Origin of the sequence: Croceibacterium soli (assembly GCF_009828065.1) — a bacterium.
GTDB lineage: Bacteria > Pseudomonadota > Alphaproteobacteria > Sphingomonadales > Sphingomonadaceae > Croceibacterium_B > Croceibacterium_B soli.
Window position 1 is genome coordinate 230,683 of the sequence record NZ_WTYK01000003.1, and the last position, 15,834, is coordinate 246,516.

Annotated in this window: 14 protein-coding genes; 13 read left to right on the forward strand and 1 reads right to left on the reverse strand. The window is 67.7% G+C overall.

Annotation, left to right across the window (positions count from 1 at the left end):
* Positions 1–291 precede the first annotated feature (291 nt).
* The 8 genes from GRI75_RS06915 to GRI75_RS06950 all read left to right on the forward strand — a co-directional run bounded on the left by GRI75_RS06915 (position 292) and on the right by GRI75_RS06950 (position 9,373).
* Positions 292–885 carry a hypothetical protein gene (locus GRI75_RS06915; protein ID WP_160746228.1) on the forward strand — a complete coding sequence of 198 codons (594 nt, stop codon included), beginning with the start codon at positions 292–294 and terminating at the stop codon, positions 883–885.
* Positions 882–2,243 carry a carboxylate--amine ligase gene (locus tag GRI75_RS06920; protein WP_160746229.1) on the forward strand — a complete coding sequence of 454 codons (1,362 nt, stop codon included), beginning with the start codon at positions 882–884 and terminating at the stop codon, positions 2,241–2,243. Before GRI75_RS06915 ends, GRI75_RS06920 begins: the two co-directional genes overlap by 4 nt.
* Before the next feature lie 105 nt (positions 2,244–2,348).
* Positions 2,349–3,143, forward strand: coding sequence for an RraA family protein (locus GRI75_RS06925; RefSeq protein ID WP_160746230.1), 795 nt, complete (start codon positions 2,349–2,351; stop codon positions 3,141–3,143).
* Positions 3,144–3,207: 64 nt separating this feature from the next.
* Positions 3,208–4,257: a cyanophycin synthetase gene (locus GRI75_RS06930; protein ID WP_160746231.1), complete on the forward strand. Its 1,050-nt coding sequence runs from the start codon at positions 3,208–3,210 to the stop codon at positions 4,255–4,257.
* Complete coding sequence (locus tag GRI75_RS06935) at positions 4,254–5,474, forward strand: carboxylate--amine ligase (protein ID WP_160746232.1); 1,221 nt, start codon at positions 4,254–4,256, stop codon at positions 5,472–5,474. Before GRI75_RS06930 ends, GRI75_RS06935 begins: the two co-directional genes overlap by 4 nt.
* On the forward strand, positions 5,464–6,507 hold the full coding sequence (locus tag GRI75_RS06940; protein ID WP_160746233.1) for an Ldh family oxidoreductase: 1,044 nt from the start codon (positions 5,464–5,466) through the stop codon (positions 6,505–6,507). Before GRI75_RS06935 ends, GRI75_RS06940 begins: the two co-directional genes overlap by 11 nt.
* 101 nt (positions 6,508–6,608) lie before the next feature.
* Positions 6,609–8,096, forward strand: a complete 1,488-nt coding sequence (locus GRI75_RS06945; protein ID WP_160746234.1) for a glucosamine inositolphosphorylceramide transferase family protein — start codon at positions 6,609–6,611, stop codon at positions 8,094–8,096.
* Positions 8,093–9,373 carry a glycosyltransferase family 4 protein gene (locus GRI75_RS06950; RefSeq protein ID WP_328597945.1) on the forward strand — a complete coding sequence of 427 codons (1,281 nt, stop codon included), beginning with the start codon at positions 8,093–8,095 and terminating at the stop codon, positions 9,371–9,373. The genes GRI75_RS06945 and GRI75_RS06950 overlap by 4 nt, the downstream gene beginning before the upstream one ends.
* Before the next feature lie 7 nt (positions 9,374–9,380).
* Here the strand turns inward: GRI75_RS06950 and GRI75_RS06955 are convergent, their stop codons facing one another.
* Entirely contained in the window at positions 9,381–10,385 is a 1,005-nt protein-coding gene (locus GRI75_RS06955) for a glycosyltransferase (RefSeq protein WP_160746235.1), read from the reverse strand.
* A 153-nt stretch (positions 10,386–10,538) separates the two neighbouring features.
* On the opposite strand from GRI75_RS06955, the gene gntA reads away from it, so the two are divergent.
* From gntA to GRI75_RS06980, 5 genes are all read left to right on the forward strand, one after another.
* Positions 10,539–11,219 (forward strand): guanitoxin biosynthesis heme-dependent pre-guanitoxin N-hydroxylase GntA, encoded by a 681-nt coding sequence (gene gntA, locus GRI75_RS06960; protein ID WP_160746236.1) that lies wholly within the window; start codon positions 10,539–10,541, stop codon positions 11,217–11,219.
* The gene (locus tag GRI75_RS06965) at positions 11,216–11,824 is read left to right on the forward strand and encodes a DUF1989 domain-containing protein (RefSeq protein WP_160746237.1); all 609 of its coding nucleotides are present in this window, start codon (positions 11,216–11,218) and stop codon (positions 11,822–11,824) included. Before gntA ends, GRI75_RS06965 begins: the two co-directional genes overlap by 4 nt.
* 106 nt (positions 11,825–11,930) lie before the next feature.
* Positions 11,931–12,458 carry an RNA polymerase sigma factor gene (locus GRI75_RS06970; protein WP_160746238.1) on the forward strand — a complete coding sequence of 176 codons (528 nt, stop codon included), beginning with the start codon at positions 11,931–11,933 and terminating at the stop codon, positions 12,456–12,458.
* Positions 12,459–12,496: 38 nt separating this feature from the next.
* Complete coding sequence (locus GRI75_RS06975; RefSeq protein WP_160746239.1) at positions 12,497–13,417, forward strand: FecR family protein; 921 nt, start codon at positions 12,497–12,499, stop codon at positions 13,415–13,417.
* Between the two features lie 35 nt (positions 13,418–13,452).
* Positions 13,453–15,783, forward strand: a complete 2,331-nt coding sequence (locus tag GRI75_RS06980; protein ID WP_328597946.1) for a TonB-dependent receptor — start codon at positions 13,453–13,455, stop codon at positions 15,781–15,783.
* The last annotated feature ends 51 nt before the right edge of the window (positions 15,784–15,834 follow it).

Sequence of the window (15,834 nt, forward strand, 5' to 3'; positions counted from 1 at the left end):
GTTCGTCTAGTCCTTCGCTCCCCGTTGGCAGCATCGGCGAGAGCGGCAGGCCCCTCATGGCGCGCAGCCGCCGGCAGCCGCAGCTTTTGGGGTTAATACCGATGTGCGCTTTCGGGGGCGCGCTTGCGGGAAGATACTGTTCCCAGTGCACTAACGCATCCTGAGCGCGCACGATGATTTGCAGATCGTCTTCGAAAGCAAAGCAAAGCAAGGGCGTCGAACATGTTTCAATATGATCCTGCAGAATTTGCGGGAGAGTTCGCAACCAGGTCGTATGTTCACCTGCGTGGCGTGCTCGACGACGATTTTAGGTCCTACTTGGCGATGTTCTACATGAAGGCCACGAGCGGCGCCGCCGATGAGAAGAAAGACTGGAAGATCAGCGGCAAGAAGCGGCAATTCCTGTTCGAATTCCCGTCCTTGCAGGCGAGCCGGACTTTCCGCGACGGAATGGCCGGGTTGACCGGGATCGCCCCCGACAGGTTCACGATCTCGGAGCGCCATCTCAAAGTCTATGACGAAGGCGCCGAACCCTGGCCCGCGCCGCACAAGGACCGTGCCGCATCCGAGATATCGATCGGGCTGCCCGTGCGCATCCCGCAAGGATCCACCGCCTGCGTGTTCCCCACGCTGCAGTTCGGCGCGAACCAGGAAGAACGGGCGGTGTTCCTTACCGACCGCGATCATCCCGGGGCCGAGCACGTCTATCGGAACGAGGAAGCTGTCATGCTCCACGAGGAGTTCGGGGACGTGATCGCGTTTCTCGGATCCTCGATCTTCCACGAGAGAGTCCGTCCGGCAGGCGCCGCGATCCTCTACATCAAGGTCAACGGCACCGGCCGCGACCCGCTGGGCGAGAACATCTTCGCCGCCGAAGTTGCGTGACCCATCCGCTGGTAGATCGTTCCGCGGCATCGCTGCATCGATACGAAGAGCATGCACTCGGACACGCCGGAGCCGGTGCGCCGCCTCTTGGGGAAGCGGGCATGGCCGCCGTGGCGCCCGCGAACGAACGTCTAGACACCAGCATCCCGATCATACTGCTTGGCGGACGCGAGAATACGGTCGCCATGGTCCGCAACTTCGGGCGGCTCGGCGTCCGGGTGTACGTGAGCGGCAGCCGGGGTTGCCGTGCCATGCGGTCCCGCTACTGCCGTGGCTCCTTCGCGGTGCCCGGCGGCACGTCGGCGCGCGAGTACTGGCGTGACCTGCTGACGGTTCGGTTGCGGCACAGCCTGGCCGGGGCGGTCGTGATCGCGAACTGCGACGAGTCGATGGCGTTCCTCGCCTCTCACGACGCGGAGCTGCGGCCGTTCTATCGGCTGGAGGAGTTCTCTCCCGCGTTGCGCCTGGCCATGCTGGACAAGTTCGAAACGCTGAAGCTGGCGCAGGCTGCGGGATTGCCCACGCCCAGGTTCTGGCGGATGGACCGAGAGCTGGAAGTCGCCGACATCCAGGACGAACTGTCCTTCCCGCTGATGGTCAAGCCGCTCGATACGGCGCGCTTCTCCGCGCAGTTCGGGCGCAAGCTGTTCATCGTCGAGTCGGGCATCGGGGAAGTCGAAGACAAAGTGGCGCTATGCCGCGCCCATGGCCACGCAGTGATGCTGGTCGAGATGATCCCGGGGCCCGACAAGGTCCTGTCGAGCTACTACACATACCGGACCGATACCGGGCGTTTTCTCTACGACTACACCAAGACGGTCGTCCGCCGCTGGCCGGTCAACCGCGGTGGGGCAACGCTGCATCGGACTAAGCAATGCCCGGAAACGGCAAGGCTGGGCCGGCAACTGTTCCAGCGCATCGGCTGGGCAGGCATCGCCAACGTGGAATTCAAGCGCGACGCCCGCGACGGCAAGCTCAAGATCATCGAGGTCAACGGCCGCTTCACCGCGGCGCACCGCCTGGTGACGGAGTCCGGCGCGCCCATCGATCTGGCGGTTTACTGCCACCTCACCGGCCAGCGCCTGCCAGCCTTCAGCACCAACTATCGCCGGCTTCGGCTGTGGTATCCGCTCCAGGATCTTCTCGCGCTGCGGGACCTTCGCCGGCGGGGCGAGCTTTCGCTGCGGGAATGGCTTCGTTCGATAACGCGGGAGCGCATCCTTCTCCCCTACTTCAGCATGCGCGATCCTCTCCCGGGGCTGGAGGATTTCGCGGCCCTTCTCGGAAGGGCTGTCGTGCGGCTCCTCAGGCCGAGGTCGCACGTCGTCGAACAGCCGACAAAGGCCGGTAACCCTTAGGGGGTGACCCCAATGTTTCCTTCGCTCAGGCAGGGGGCGAACCTACACTCCAGCCATTCCCCGACGCTGCCCTGGACGGCGGCGAGCCGACAGAGGAGTGCAGAGATGATCTTCGATCAGGGAAGGGTTCCGCAGCTCGCCGAGGCAGACGCAGACGCCGCTCCGGCGCTCCAGCCGGTCGCCGAGCAGGTTCCGGTAAAGCCGAAGTCTTCCGAGATGACTCCCGGACCGGGGTTCATGATCCGCACGGACTTCCCGCGCCTGCCGCAAGAGCTGGTCGCCGGCTTCCGCGACTTCGAGACGGCGGACGTCTCCGACGTGCTGAACCGGCTCTACGCCATGGACGGGCGCATCCGGAACCAGGTCAACGACAAGGAACTTCTCGGCCCCGCCTGCACGGTCAAGCTCTACCCGGGCGATAACCTGATGATCCATAAGGCGCTCGACATAGCGCGCCCCGGCGACATCGTGGTGGTGGACTGCAGCGGAGCGATGTCCAATGCGGTATTCGGCGACCTCGTGGCCAACAAATCCTGCCATCGGGGCATCGCCGGCTTCGTGATCGATGGCCTGATCCGCGATCTCGCCGGAATCGTCGAAACCGGCCTGCCTGTCTATGCCCGCGGCGTTACTCCCTTCGGGCCGCTGCACCGCGGCCCCGGGGAGATCAACACACCGATCAGCTGCGGCGGCGTGGTGGTGAATCCGGGCGACATCATCAAGGCCGATTCCACCGGCATCGCCGTGGTGCCGAAAGACCATGCCGCCGAGATCCTCCAGCGCCTGCGCGACAGCCGGGAGCGGTTGGAGGACTACGTTGCCAGCGTGAAGCGCGGCGAGTTCTCGAACGACTGGGTCGACAAGCAACTGCGCGAAAACGGTTGCGCCATCTGCAATTAGAGGAGTTCGGCCCAGCGCCGCGTGTCGCCATATGCTCTCCGCCAGCCAAGCAGAACGGTTCTGGATGAAGACCAGGCGTCGGCTGACCGATGTCAGGGGCATCCTGGAAAGGCGCAGGTTCCAGGCCCTGCGGGAGGAGTTCTACCATGGGCTGTGGAGCGATGCGGCGGCGGAGCTCGGCGCGGACGTGGCGAGGCTGAAGAACGGTCTTCTGCAGATCTCGCGGGGCTCTTCGGCGACTTTCGTCCGGCAGTCCGAGGTGATGCTCGACAGCGCGCTCGCCGGTCGCCTGCTGCTCGACAAGGAGTGGACTTACGAACGGCTCGCCGCGAAGGGCCTGCGAACGCCGCGCCGAGCCTGCTTCGACCTGGGCTCGTTCGCCAGAGCCGAAGAGTTCCTGCTGGCGCAGCCGGGGCCGGTAGTCGTCAAGCCCAGCGACGGGACTGGGTGCGGCCACGGCGTGACCACGCATGTCGCCGACCGGTCCGCGTTGCGCGATGCCGCGACGCACGCCGCCGCATTCCATTCGCGCCTGATCGTCGAGGAACAACTCTCGGGAGCGTCGTACCGGTTGTTGTTCCTTGATGGAGAATTCCTCGACGCGGTGAGGCGCGATCCGCCGACCCTGACCGGCGACGGCCAGTCATCGATCAGGCAACTTGCCCAGCAGGAGAACGAACTGCGCCGCAGCGGGGAGCGGATCACGGCGCTCAGTCCGCTGATGATCGACAGGGAAAGCCGCAACACTCTCGCCGCGGCGGGACTGACGCCGAACCACGTGCCGGCTCTGGGCGAGCGCGTCCGGGTGAAGCTCGCGGTGAACGAGAATGCCGCCAGGGAGAACCATGTCGTGCGGGATGCCGTCCACCCGGACATCGTCGAAACCTGCAGCAGGGTTGCACGGGACTTTAGGATCGGATTCGCAGGCTTCGACCTGATTTCGGAAGATATCTCGGCCCCCCCGGAAGAAGGGCTCACGGTGTTCACCGAAATCAACGCCGGCCCGGGGATCCACCACCACTGTCTGGTCGCGGAACCAGGCCGGGCCGCGCCGGTCGCGCGGACGATCCTGGAACACATCTTCGAAACGCGGCGCGGGACGATCGATCTGTGACGGCGCTGGACACTTCGCGGCCGGTGATCCTGCTGGGAGGGGGCGCCAGCACACTGGCCGCGGCGAGAAGCCTGGGCGCGGCGGGTGTTCCCATCATCGCCAGCGGGCAGGCCGGATGCCGGGCCATGCAATCGCGCTATTGCCGCGAGGCACGGCCGGTTCCCCCCGGCGCCGACCCGAAAGCGTTCTGGCGGCGCATGCTGATCGAGGAACCCGAGGAGGCGCTCGAGGGAAGCGTCATCTTCGTCGGGTGCGACGCATCGCTCGAGTTCGTGGAAAGCGAGCAGCAGGCACTGCGCCAGCGTTATGTCGTCGAGGAGTTCGTCCCGGAACTGCGGCGGGCGATGCTCGACAAGCTGGAGACCCTCAAGCTGGCCCGCAGCCTGGGCGTTCCCACGCCCAACTTCTGGGAGGTCCGCAGCGCAGACGATGTCCTGGCTCTCGAAGGACAGATCACCTTCCCGGTGATGGTGAAGCCGCTCAACTCCTACCGCTTCATGAAGCAGTTCGGGCGCAAGCTGTTCATCGTCAGGGAAAGCTTCGCCGAGGCGGTCGAGAAGGTGCGGATCTGCCAAGCGGCCGGGCACGGCGTCCTGCTGGTCGAGATGATCCCCGGCCCCGACGACCTGCTGTCGAGCTATTACACCTACCGCACGCCGAAAGGGCATCTGCTCTACGACTACACCAAGAGCGTCATCCGCCGCTGGCCGGTGAACCGTGGGGGAGCCTGCTTCCACCAGTCCGCCTGGTTGCCCGAGACCGCCGAGCTGGGCCGGCGCCTGTTCGACGGACTGCGCTGGCAGGGGATCGGCAACGTCGAATTCAAGCGCGACATGCGCGACGGCAAGCTGAAGATCATCGAAGTGAACGGGCGGCTGACGGCAGGGCATCCGCTGGTCACCCGGTCCGGCGCGCCGATCGACCTGCTGATCTATCGCTACCTCACCGGGCAGCCGGTGCCCAAGCTGGGGGCTTATCGGCAGGACGTCCGCCAGTGGGACGCGATGCGGGACTTCCTGGCCTATCGCCAGCTCAGCCGAATGGGCAAGCTGACGTTCGCCGGGTGGTTGCGGAGCATATTCGCACAGAAGGTCATTCTCCCATTCTTCGACTTGCGCGACCCGCGTCCGGGACTGTCGGAGATGTGGAGCCACGTGTCGAAGCCGATCGCCAAGCGGATGCGGGGGCCCGAAGTGGGGTGGCAAAATGCGGATTGACCTGCGCGCCTACAGCCGGCTCCTTGCCGAACTGGTGCGGCGCGGCGGCGTCGACGAAGCACAGGCGAAGACCCTGGAGGAAAACCTCACCTGGTGCGACATGGTCGGGCGGCGGAATCATGGCATCGAGCGGCTGCCGATCCTGCTCGAACGAGTCGCCGCCGGCGGGATCGCGTGCCCGTGCGACCCGGGGTTCGTTCGGGTGGGGCTGAACTCTTGCAAGCTCGATGCCGCGAACGGGTTCGGCCATCACGCCGGTCGCGTGGCGATGGACCGGGCCTGCGAGCTGGCGGCGCGTTCGGGCGTGGGCGTCGTGACGGTCCATAACACCAACTTCTTCGGCGCCGGGGGCTACTACGCCTACCTGGCTGCGGAGCGCGGGATGATCGGACTTGCCCTGAGCAATTCCTTCCCGAAGGTCGCCGCCGCCGGAGGCATCGCTCCGGTGCTTGGGACGAATCCCCTCGCGCTCGCGGCTCCTCGCCGGGGAGGACGGCCGGTGCTGATCGACATGTCGACGGCTGCCGTCGCCGGCTCGACGATCCGCGAGGCGATCGATCGCGATGTCGACCTGGCGGAGGGTATCGCCATCGACGCGGCAGGGCGCCCGATCACGGACCCGCGCAAGGCCCTGGCCGGGACCTTGCTGCCCGCGGCGGGGGCGAAAGGCTACGGACTGGCGATCCTGGTCGAGCTTCTTGCCGGGGTTCTTTCCGGGGCGGGCGTGGCCGGTCAGGTCTCGTCGATGTACAAGCACGTGGCCGCCGGCGGCAACAACGGGCATTTCTTCCTGGCGCTCGATGTTCGGCACTGGATGGCCATGCACGAATGGTACGACCGGGTCGAGGCGCTGGCGGCGGCGCTGCTGGGCAGCGGTCCGCCCGGCTCGGTTCGCCTGCCGGGAGACCGCTGCTGGGCCGAATACGAGCGCAGCCTGGCCGAAGGGATCCTGATCGAGGACCACACCTTCGCCCACATCGAGCGGTTGGCGGACAGCCTGGGCATTTCCATCGATCAGCGCCAGCCGGCCTGATAGCTATGGCGTCTTTGCGAATAGCTGCCCTGGTCGCTTCGGCAGAGGCGCTTCCTCGGTGGGCCGCGAGGCTTCTGGAGTCGATCAGGGATGACGACCGGTTGCAGCTCGTCGGCCTGGTCGAAGCGGAGCGGCAGCGGGACCGTGGAAGCGGGCTGCCCTGGCTCATTCGAGCATGGTTCACGCTGGAGGCACGGTTCGTCGCCCGGGAGCCGACCAGATCAGTTCAGGGTCCGCACCCGGCACCGATCGGGGTCCAGGATCGTGCGGCGATCGCCGCGCTCGGCCTCGACGTGCTGCTCGATCTGACCGGCTCCTGCGGGGAGGGTGTCGACACGTCATGGGCGCGCCATGGCGTGTGGTTCACCGACTGCCAGGGCGCGCAGCGCGGCGCGGCGGGCTTTCGCAGCCTGGCGCGGGGCTGGGACATCGCCCCGCTCTCGTTGTTCCGACGTGTATCGGGTGCTTCCGGCATCGAGCCGATCGCTACGGCAGCGGTCAATCCGAAGTACCTCGCGGCCCGCAACGAGCTGTTCCTCAAAGAGAAATCGGTCGCACTCGTGCTTCGGGAGCTCAGGCGCATGGCGCTCACCGGCCGCCCCGGCAGCTCGCGGAACTCGGCCTTCGAGCCGTTTGATCGCCCGCGCGCTTCCGAATTCATCCGCTACCTCGGCGCAGTGGTTGCCGAAAGCGGGCGGCGGCTCGCCCAGAAGGTGCTTGCGCGCCTTGGCCTCCGCCCCGGCATGTTCATGATCCAGAGCCTCTCGGGCGAACTGCTGGGCTTCGATCCGGCGCAAGGGCGGGCGAACCTGCCCGGCGCGAATGCTTACCAGGCCGATCCTTTCCTGTGGCAGAACGGGGGGCGGACATACTGCTTCTTCGAGGATTACGACTATCGCAGCGCCTGCGGCCATATATGCGTGGGCGTGCTGGAAAACGGGCTGCTGGGCGAGGTCAGGGCGGCGATCCGCCCCGGCTACCACCTCTCCTTCCCCTTCGTGTTCGAGCACGACGGGCAGCTCTACATGATGCCGGAAAGCTGTTCCAAGCAGCGGATCGAGATCTGGCGCTGCACGGGCTTCCCCGATCGCTGGGAGCTTCACTCGACGGCGATGGAGGGGGTCGTGACGGCGGACTCCAGCATCGCCGAGATCGACGGCCATTGGTGGCTCTTCACCAATATCTCGGCCGACCCGTTCGGTGACGTGAACTCCGAACTGCATATCTTCCGACTGGACGGCCCAAACCTGGCGAGCATCACGCCGCACCTGCTGAACCCGGTGGTATTCGACGCGCGCACCGCCCGGAACGCCGGCCGGATCATCCGCCAGGGCGACGCCTACTACCGCCCCGCGCAGGAAAACTCCCACGGCACTTACGGCTATGGCATCAACCTCATGCGGATCGAGGGCCTGGCGCTCGACGGGTACCGCGAAAGCCTCGCGCGCACGATCCAGCCAGACTTCGCCCCTGGTCTGATCGGCTGTCACCATCTCGACATTCGCGGCGACGTGATCGTGTTCGATGTGCGCAAGAGATACGGCGGCAGATATTCGCGGCGCCGGGCGAAGAAGGCCCGTGCCGCGTGACGGCGCCGTTCGCCCCGGCGGTCGATCGCGTGGTGGTGATCCATGACTATGCGAAGCCGGTGGGCGGCGCGGGCGTGCTGGCGATCATGGCTGCGCGGGAGTTTCGCAGGGCCGGCGTGCCGGTGACGTTTTTCGCCGGCAGCTCTGCCGGCGAAGCGCAAGGCCTCGACGGGATCGACGTGATCGGTCTGGGCGGCCACGATCTGCTCGAAAGCCGTCCGCTTTCAGCCATGCGGAACGGGATCTACAATGCGCGTGCATGCGAGGCCCTGCGCCGATGGATTGCCCGCCACGATACGCCGCAAACGGTCTACCACCTGCACAACTGGTCACAGATTCTTTCCCCGGCGATCTTCGAACCCTTGCGGGCTGTGGACGATCGCACCGTCGTGACCTGCCACGACTTCTTCAACGTCTGCCCGAACGGCGGCTTCGTCAGGTTCCGGGACTCCGAGCCGTGCGCCCTTCAGCCGCTTTCCCTGGCCTGCCTGGCTAGCCAGTGCGACCGGCGCAGTGGGCGGCACAAGTACTGGCGCGCGGTCCGGCAGCTGCAGCTCCAGCGTTCGGCGCGCTTCGCCGAAAGCCGGGCGACCTTCACCTTCCTTCACGAGCGCATGGTCCGGAGGTTCGTCGAAGCCGGCTTCGCGGCCGCGGACTTGCGCGTGATTGCCAATCCCGTGGAGCCATGGTCGCGAAGGCGCATCGCGGCAGAGCACAACGACCTGCTGCTGTTCGTGGGCCGGATCGGCCGGGACAAAGGCGCCGACATCGCGGCCCTAGCTGCGAAGGCCGCCGATCTCCCCATCGCCCTGATCGGCACCGGCGAACTGTCGCAGGAGATCTGCCAGGGATTTCCCAATGCGCGCGTGCTGGGCTGGCGTGACCGGCAGGGCATCCTGGCGGAAGCTTCACGAGCCAGGGTGCTGGTCGTGCCCAGCCGCGTGACCGAACCGTTCGGGCTGGTGATCCTGGAGGCCGCGATGAGCGGGCTCCCCGTGCTGGTCAGCAACCGCGCTTACTTGTCCATCGAGGCGGAACGGGAGGGGTTCGGCATGTCCTTCGATCCCGGCGACGTGGGCGCGCTCACCGGGCTGCTGAAGGACCTCGCCATCGACGACACCTCGGTCGGGCGGATGAGCTGCAACGGATTCGCCCGTGCCGCCGCGCTCGCCAACTCACCGGTCAGCTGGGCTGGCGAGTTCCTGAAGCTGTTTGAGGAGAAGCTGGGTAAGGCGCGGCACCGTAGTCGCCGCATGGAGCAGATGGCTGAAGCGTAGCGTGCGGCTATGCCGGTTCCGTCGCCGACCGCTCCTGCAGTTTCGCCCTGAGCTCGTGTTCCGGCGTGGCAGCGTTCCTGAGCCGCGAGGTGCGGTATCGCACGCCGCCGAACAGAAGCCGGGTGCCCAGGGCCATCCAGGAGGTCACCGCGCGCTCCGCCAGCCAGGCCGGCGCCCACAAGGCGCTGCTGGCGGGGAACACGGCCCGGCCGTTTCCTTTCCGGCGCCCGACCTCCGCTGCCGCTACGCTGCAGGCGGCGGCCGCGAGCAGCCAGCCCGGTCCCTTGCGTCCCGCCAGCACTGCGGCGGGCAGCAGGGCCAGCTCTGCGGCGAAGCGGCCGGGCCGCGCCCATTCGTCGTAGGCCTGCCTGACCCGCTGGGAGACGAAGTGCCGGGTCTCGGGCGGCCGCCGCGCGACGAACAGGTCGAGCGGCACGGCCTCGCGCCCGCCGGCGGCGCGCATGGTCCGCACGAGCTCCAGGTTCTCGAACAGGACCTCTCCGGAGTAGCCGCCGGCCTCCACCAGCACAGACTTGCGCACGCCCAGGGTGCCGGGCCAGTCCCCGTCTCCGAGGCGGTTGAGCAAGCTGCGGGCCGTGTCCCAGCGTGCGTGCCACGGCAGCGGCCGGAAGAAGTTCTGCGGCCGTACCACCTCGTGCGTTTGCAGCAGGCGGAGCATCCGGGCGAGCTCCGCCCGGCGATAGCGCACGTCGTCGTCCCCCACCACCACGCACTCGTTGCGGGCCGCGCGGACGCCGGTCACGACTCCCGCGACTTTGCCGTTGGTGGTCCGGATCTCCGGGCGAATGTGGCGGACGTGGGCCGACCATGAGCGGGCATGCGCCTCGAATGTCTCGCCGAGGGACCCGTCCACGACGATCACCTCGTCCACCGTGCGCGCCAGTCGGCGCAGGTAGCCGGTCAGCGCGCGGGCCTGCGAAGTTCGCGCGGCGATCGGCAGGACGTAAGTGAGGGCGAGGGGGGTGGCGCGAGAAGCGCTGCGGTCCGGCATGGAGGATAAAGTCAGAACCGGGCCCGAAGTTTCCCAACTGACGCGGGAGCGAGCTTGTCACGTCGACAAATGGGGGACCGCAGGCGCTGAAACCTGAACGGAACATTACAGCGGCTTCTCCGTTCATGCTGCAGACTGGAACCGTGTCACCCAATGCTTGTAAATGAAGATACCGTCCTGAAGGGGCGCGAAGAGTTGCTTGCGGCAATTGCCGACGAGCGGTTTCCCTGCGTTGGAGCCAAGTCGGCGATGGCGCGCGGGACCCTGAAGACTCTCGTCGGCCATTCGATCGAGAGCGCGTGGGACGACGTTAAGATCCATTCCGAGCTGCTCGAGTGGGCGAAGGCTTACCGTGAGAACCCCGAAGGGCTGCGCAGCCTGGCCGTGGTCTTCGAAGGCCCCAAGGATCTCGATGAGGAGGGCTTTGAGGCCGCCATGTGGGCGCGGCTGCAATCGCTTGCCGACAAAGATGACTGGCGCGGCCAGCCTTACGACGGCAGCGTCAGCCCCAATCCCGACGATCCGCATTTCTCGCTCAGCTTCGGCGGAGCGGCCTTCTTCGTAATCGGCCTGCACCCGAACGCCTCACGCCCAGCCCGGCGGATGCCGCGGCCAACCCTGGTGTTCAACCTGCACGACCAGTTCGAGCGCCTGCGCAAGGAAGGCCGCTACGAACGCATGCGCGACGCGATCATCACCCGTGACGTGGCCCTGGCGGGCGACGCGAACCCGATGCTCGCGCGCTTCGGCGAGGCGAGCGAGGCGCGGCAGTACAGCGGCCGCATGGTCAGCGACGACTGGCGCTGCCCCTTCCGCGATCCGCGCGCCGCGTGACCGTCCAGGAGATCGGCCCGCGTAGCGGGGTGGCATTCCGCCTGGGCAAAGGGCAGGTCCTGCGCGTGATCGATCCGCAGGGCGTGCAGGTATCTGACATGCTCGCCTACAACGCCGACGACGTTCGCGAGGCCATCTCCAACGGGCGCACGTTCGATTACGAGGAAACGATCGCGCTGACGGCGGGCAACCGCCTGTGGTCGAACCGATCGAACCCGATGCTGACGATCGTCGAGGACACCGTTGGGCGGCACGACTTCTTGCTGACGCCATGCAGCGAGGCGACCTTTCGCCACTTTTATCCCGAGCACCCGGTGCACCGCGGCTGCTTCGGCAACCTGGCCGAGGCGCTGGCGCCCTACGGCGTCGAACCGGACATGATCCCCTGCGCCTTCAATCTGTTCATGAACGTACCGGTGGAGCCGAACGGCAAGCTGCGGGTCGATCCGCCGCTGAGCCGGCCCGGGGACTACTTGCGGATGCGCGCCGAGATGGACCTGATCGTGGGACTAACCGCCTGTTCGGCTTACGCTTCCAACGGCGGCAGCTTCAAGCCGATCCACTTCGCGATCGAAGACGGGGCAACCACGACAACGGACCCCTAAGACCGGGCGTACCGGGGCGGGCGGCACAGAGCAGCGCCGAGCGGCTTTTATCTCGCGCCGCCTCGGCCTATCACGCGGCCATTCGACATCGCGCTGCGGGTGGTCCTTGCCTGAGACGTCTTCCCATGTCGGCCTCGAAGCCGTGTTTCTCGCCAACCGCGAGAGACTGCTGCGTTTCCTCGCCGCGCGCGGGGCGGGCGATGCGGCGGAGGACCTGCTGCAGGAGCTGTGGCTGAGGATTGCCGCCAGCCGGCCGGGGCCGGTCGCGTCGCCGCTCTCCTACCTGTTCCGCGCGGCGGACATGCTGATGATCGACCGCTACCGCGCCGAAACCCAGACCCGCAAGCGCGAGCGTGCCTGGACCGAGGCCGCCGGCGGGGCGCAGCCCGGCGTGTCCGACACGCCATCGGTGGAACGGCACATCATCGGCCGGGAGAATGCCCGGCTGGTCGCCGAGGCGATCGACGCGCTGGGACCGCGCCCGGCCGCCGTGTTCCGCCGGCACAGGGTCGACGGGATACCGCAGCGGCAGGTGGCGGAGGAAATCGGCGTCAGCCTCAGCACCGTCGAAAGCGATCTGCGCCGCGCCTATCGCGCGCTCGCGGACCTGAAGGAGCGTTTGGATGAGGGTTGAGCCGATCGTCTCCGTCCTGGTGGCAGGAGGACTGTCCTATGCCGCATGACCAGCAGATCAGGGAACAGGCGGTAGCCTGGGCAGTCCGCACCGGCGATCCGGAATTCGCGGATTGGGAAGGCTTCACCTGCTGGCTCGAGGAAGACCCGGCCCACGCCGCTGCTTACGACCGGGTCTCGCTGGCCGTTGCCGAAGCCGCCGAGATGCCGCCGCTGCCCGTCGGCGCCAATGACGAGGATGCGGTTCCCCCGCGCGTCACCCGGCGCTGGCTCGGCGGGGCGATAGCGGCGTCGCTGGCGGCGCTGATGGCGCTCGGCGTCTGGCAGATGAGCGACGAGCGCTACACGGTGGAGACCGCTCCGGGCGAACTGCGGACCGTGGCACTTGCGGGCGGCGGGCAGATCGAACTCGCCGGCGGCACGCGGCTGCTGCTGGAGGAGGACGATCCCCGCTTCGCCAGGCTGGAGCAGGGGCAGGCGCTGTTCACGATCCGCCACGACCAGACCGATCCCTTCCGCCTCGAAGTGGGCGAGGACACGCTGGTCGATGCCGGCACGGTGTTCGACGTACGGCGCACCGCATCGGCCATGACGGTCGCGGTCTCCGAAGGCGCGGTCATCTTCAATCCGTCGGCGCAGAACGTGCGGCTCGAACCCGGCGACATGCTGACGAGCGCCGCCGGCTCGCCCGATTACAGCCTGCGCAAGTTTGCGCCGGCCCAGATGGGCGAATGGCGGCAGGGCCGGGTCACGTTCGAAAACGCCTCGCTGGCGGAGATCGCATCCGAGCTGAGCCGCGCGACCGGCATCGCCTACCGTGCCGATCCTGGCACGGCCGCGCAGGCGGTCTCCGGCAGTATCCTGGTGGGCCCGCTGCGAGAGGACCCGCGCGCGCTCGGTCCGCTGCTCGGGGTGACTGTCAGGCAGGCGGACGATGCCTGGATGATCGCAGCGCCCTAGCCATGCGGCCGGAGGGGTTCTTCCTGTTCGCCGCAGTGGCCGTAGCGAGCGCTCCCGCCCAGGCGGAGCGCGTGCGGATCGACGCGCCTGCCGGGCGGGCGGCGGATGCGGCGATTGCCATCGCCCGGCAGACCGGCTCCAGCATCGTCGTCGCCGATCCCGCCATCGGCAACCGCCGCGTGCGGGCGATCCGCGGCAGCATGTCCGCCGCGGACGCGGTGAAGAAGCTGGCGCGCGCTTCCGGTGCGCGGGCAGTCGCCGCCGGTCCTTCGGCCTGGCGCCTGCTGCCGGCCCCTCGTGAGCCGCGCCCGTTCGTCCAGCCACGGCGGCCGCGCCAGCAGGAGCGGCGCTTCGCCCCGCCCGTGCCGCAGGCGGAAGCGCCGGTGGAGATCGTCGTCGTCGGCAGCAAGCGGGACGCGGCGCTGGCGGAATTTCCCGGGCAAGTCTCGATCCTTCCCGGGGAGGAGCTGGAGCTTGGCGGTGTCGGCGGAACCGAGAAGATCATGCAGCGGGTCGCCACGGTCTCCTCGACCTACCTCGGCAGCGGACGCAACAAGCTGTTCATCCGGGGCATCGCCGATTCCAGCTTCACCGGGCCGACCCAGGCCACTGTGGGCCAGTACCTCGGCGACTTGCGCCTGAGCTACAACGCGCCTGACCCGGACTTGCGCCTGTCGGACCTAGAGCGGGTGGAAGTTCTCGAAGGGCCGCAAGGCACGCTCTACGGCGCCGGGTCGCTTGGCGGCATCATCCGCCTCGTCCCGAACGCGCCGGAGCTCGGCGTAACCAGCGCCTCGGCGATGATCGGCGGTTCGCTGATCCAGCACGGCGCCGGCGGGGCCGACGGAAACGCGACCGTGAACCTGCCGCTGGCCGGGGACAGCGCGGCCCTTCGGTTCACCGTCGATGCCGCCACCCACGGCGGCTATATCGACAAGCCGCTGCTGGGCGAGCAGAACGTCAACCGCACCGAGATCCTCGGCGGACGCGCAATGGTGCGCATCGCCGCCGGACCAGACTGGACGGTCGATCTGATCGGGCTGGGCCAGACGAACCATGCCGAAGACAGCCAGTATGCCGATCGCGGCGGGCCGCCGCTGAGCCGGGCGGCTCAGGTGCAGGAAGGGGCTGAGGCAGACTTCGTGCAAGGCCAAGTGGTCGTCTCCGGCAGCCTCGGCCCGGTCCGCTTCCGTTCGACGACCGGGGCGACCTCCCAGCATTTGATGGAGCGGTACGATGCGACGCGGCCCAATGGCCCCGCACGCCTGTTCGTGCAGCGCAACGACACGGAGATGTTCGCCAACGAAACTCGCCTGTGGCAGCCGCTGGGGGAGCGCTTCGAATGGCTCGCCGGCGCCAGCTATACCCGCAACCGGACCACGCTGACCCGCGAGATCGGCGGGGAGCAGGAGCGGGCGAGCACGACCGGCGTGCGCAACACGATCAATGAGGTGACCTTCTACGGCGAGGGGAGCGTCCGTCTTCTGGACAGGCTCGTGGCGACCGCCGGGGCGCGCTACACGCGCTCCCACCTGGGCGGCGAGGGGGAAGACGTGCCGCTCGCCATCGCGCTGGCGGGGATGGAAATCACCGCCAAGCGGATCGAGACCGCCTTCCTGCCCTCCGCCTCCCTGCTCGCCGAAGTCACGCCCGAAACGAGCCTGTTCGTGCGCTACCAGGAAGGTTTCCGCCCCGGCGGCTTGGCGATCGAGGGCAACTTCGTGCGCCGCTTCCGCAACGATCGGGCCGCGACGTTCGAATTCGGCGCGCGCCACGGCGTGCCGGGCACGGGTCCGTTCGAACTGACCGCGAGCCTCTCGCACACGCGCTGGCGCGACATCCAGGCGGACTTCATCGATGGCTCCGGGCTGCCGAGCACCGCCAACATCGGCGACGGCACGGTCTGGACCGCCAGCGTGGCGGGGGCCGTCGAGGTGACGCCCGACCTGCGGCTCAGCGGCGGGTTGACCTACAACGACAGCCACGTCGACGAGCCGGCGCCGCTGACCTTCACCCGCACCACGCAAGTGCCGAACATCGCCCGCTTTGCCGGACGGCTCGGCTTCGACTACCGCCGCCCGGTCGGCCGCGATCTCGATCTCACCGCACAGGGCTGGGCCAGCTATATCGGCCGCTCGCGGCTCGGCATCGGTCCCGAGCTCGGGGAGTCGCAGGGCGACTATTTCGACAGCGGCATCGTGGTGCGCCTCGGCGGTGAGCGCCACGGCGTCTCGCTTAGCGTCACCAACATCGCCGATGTCCAGGGCAACCGCTTCGCCCTCGGAACGCCATTCGCCATCGGCCGCGAGCAGATCACCCCGTTGCAGCCGCGCACCGTGCGCATCGGGTTCGACACCTCCTTCTGAAAAATTCGCTCGAGGCGCCAAGGCCGGCGAGCAGGGGCTCCGTCATGCAGG

What these genes read in the sequence shown, in the direction of transcription:
- GRI75_RS06925 (WP_160746230.1), top strand. Translation starts at nt 2,349, where the DNA reads ATGATCTTCGATCAGGGAAGGGTTCCGCAGCTCGCCGAGGCAGACGCA.
- GRI75_RS06930 (WP_160746231.1), top strand. Translation starts at nt 3,208, where the DNA reads ATGAAGACCAGGCGTCGGCTGACCGATGTCAGGGGCATCCTGGAAAGG.
- GRI75_RS06940 (WP_160746233.1), top strand. Translation starts at nt 5,464, where the DNA reads ATGCGGATTGACCTGCGCGCCTACAGCCGGCTCCTTGCCGAACTGGTG.
- GRI75_RS06955 (WP_160746235.1), bottom strand. Translation starts at nt 10,385, where the DNA reads ATGCCGGACCGCAGCGCTTCTCGCGCCACCCCCCTCGCCCTCACTTAC.
- gntA (WP_160746236.1), top strand. Translation starts at nt 10,539, where the DNA reads ATGCTTGTAAATGAAGATACCGTCCTGAAGGGGCGCGAAGAGTTGCTT.
- GRI75_RS06975 (WP_160746239.1), top strand. Translation starts at nt 12,497, where the DNA reads ATGCCGCATGACCAGCAGATCAGGGAACAGGCGGTAGCCTGGGCAGTC.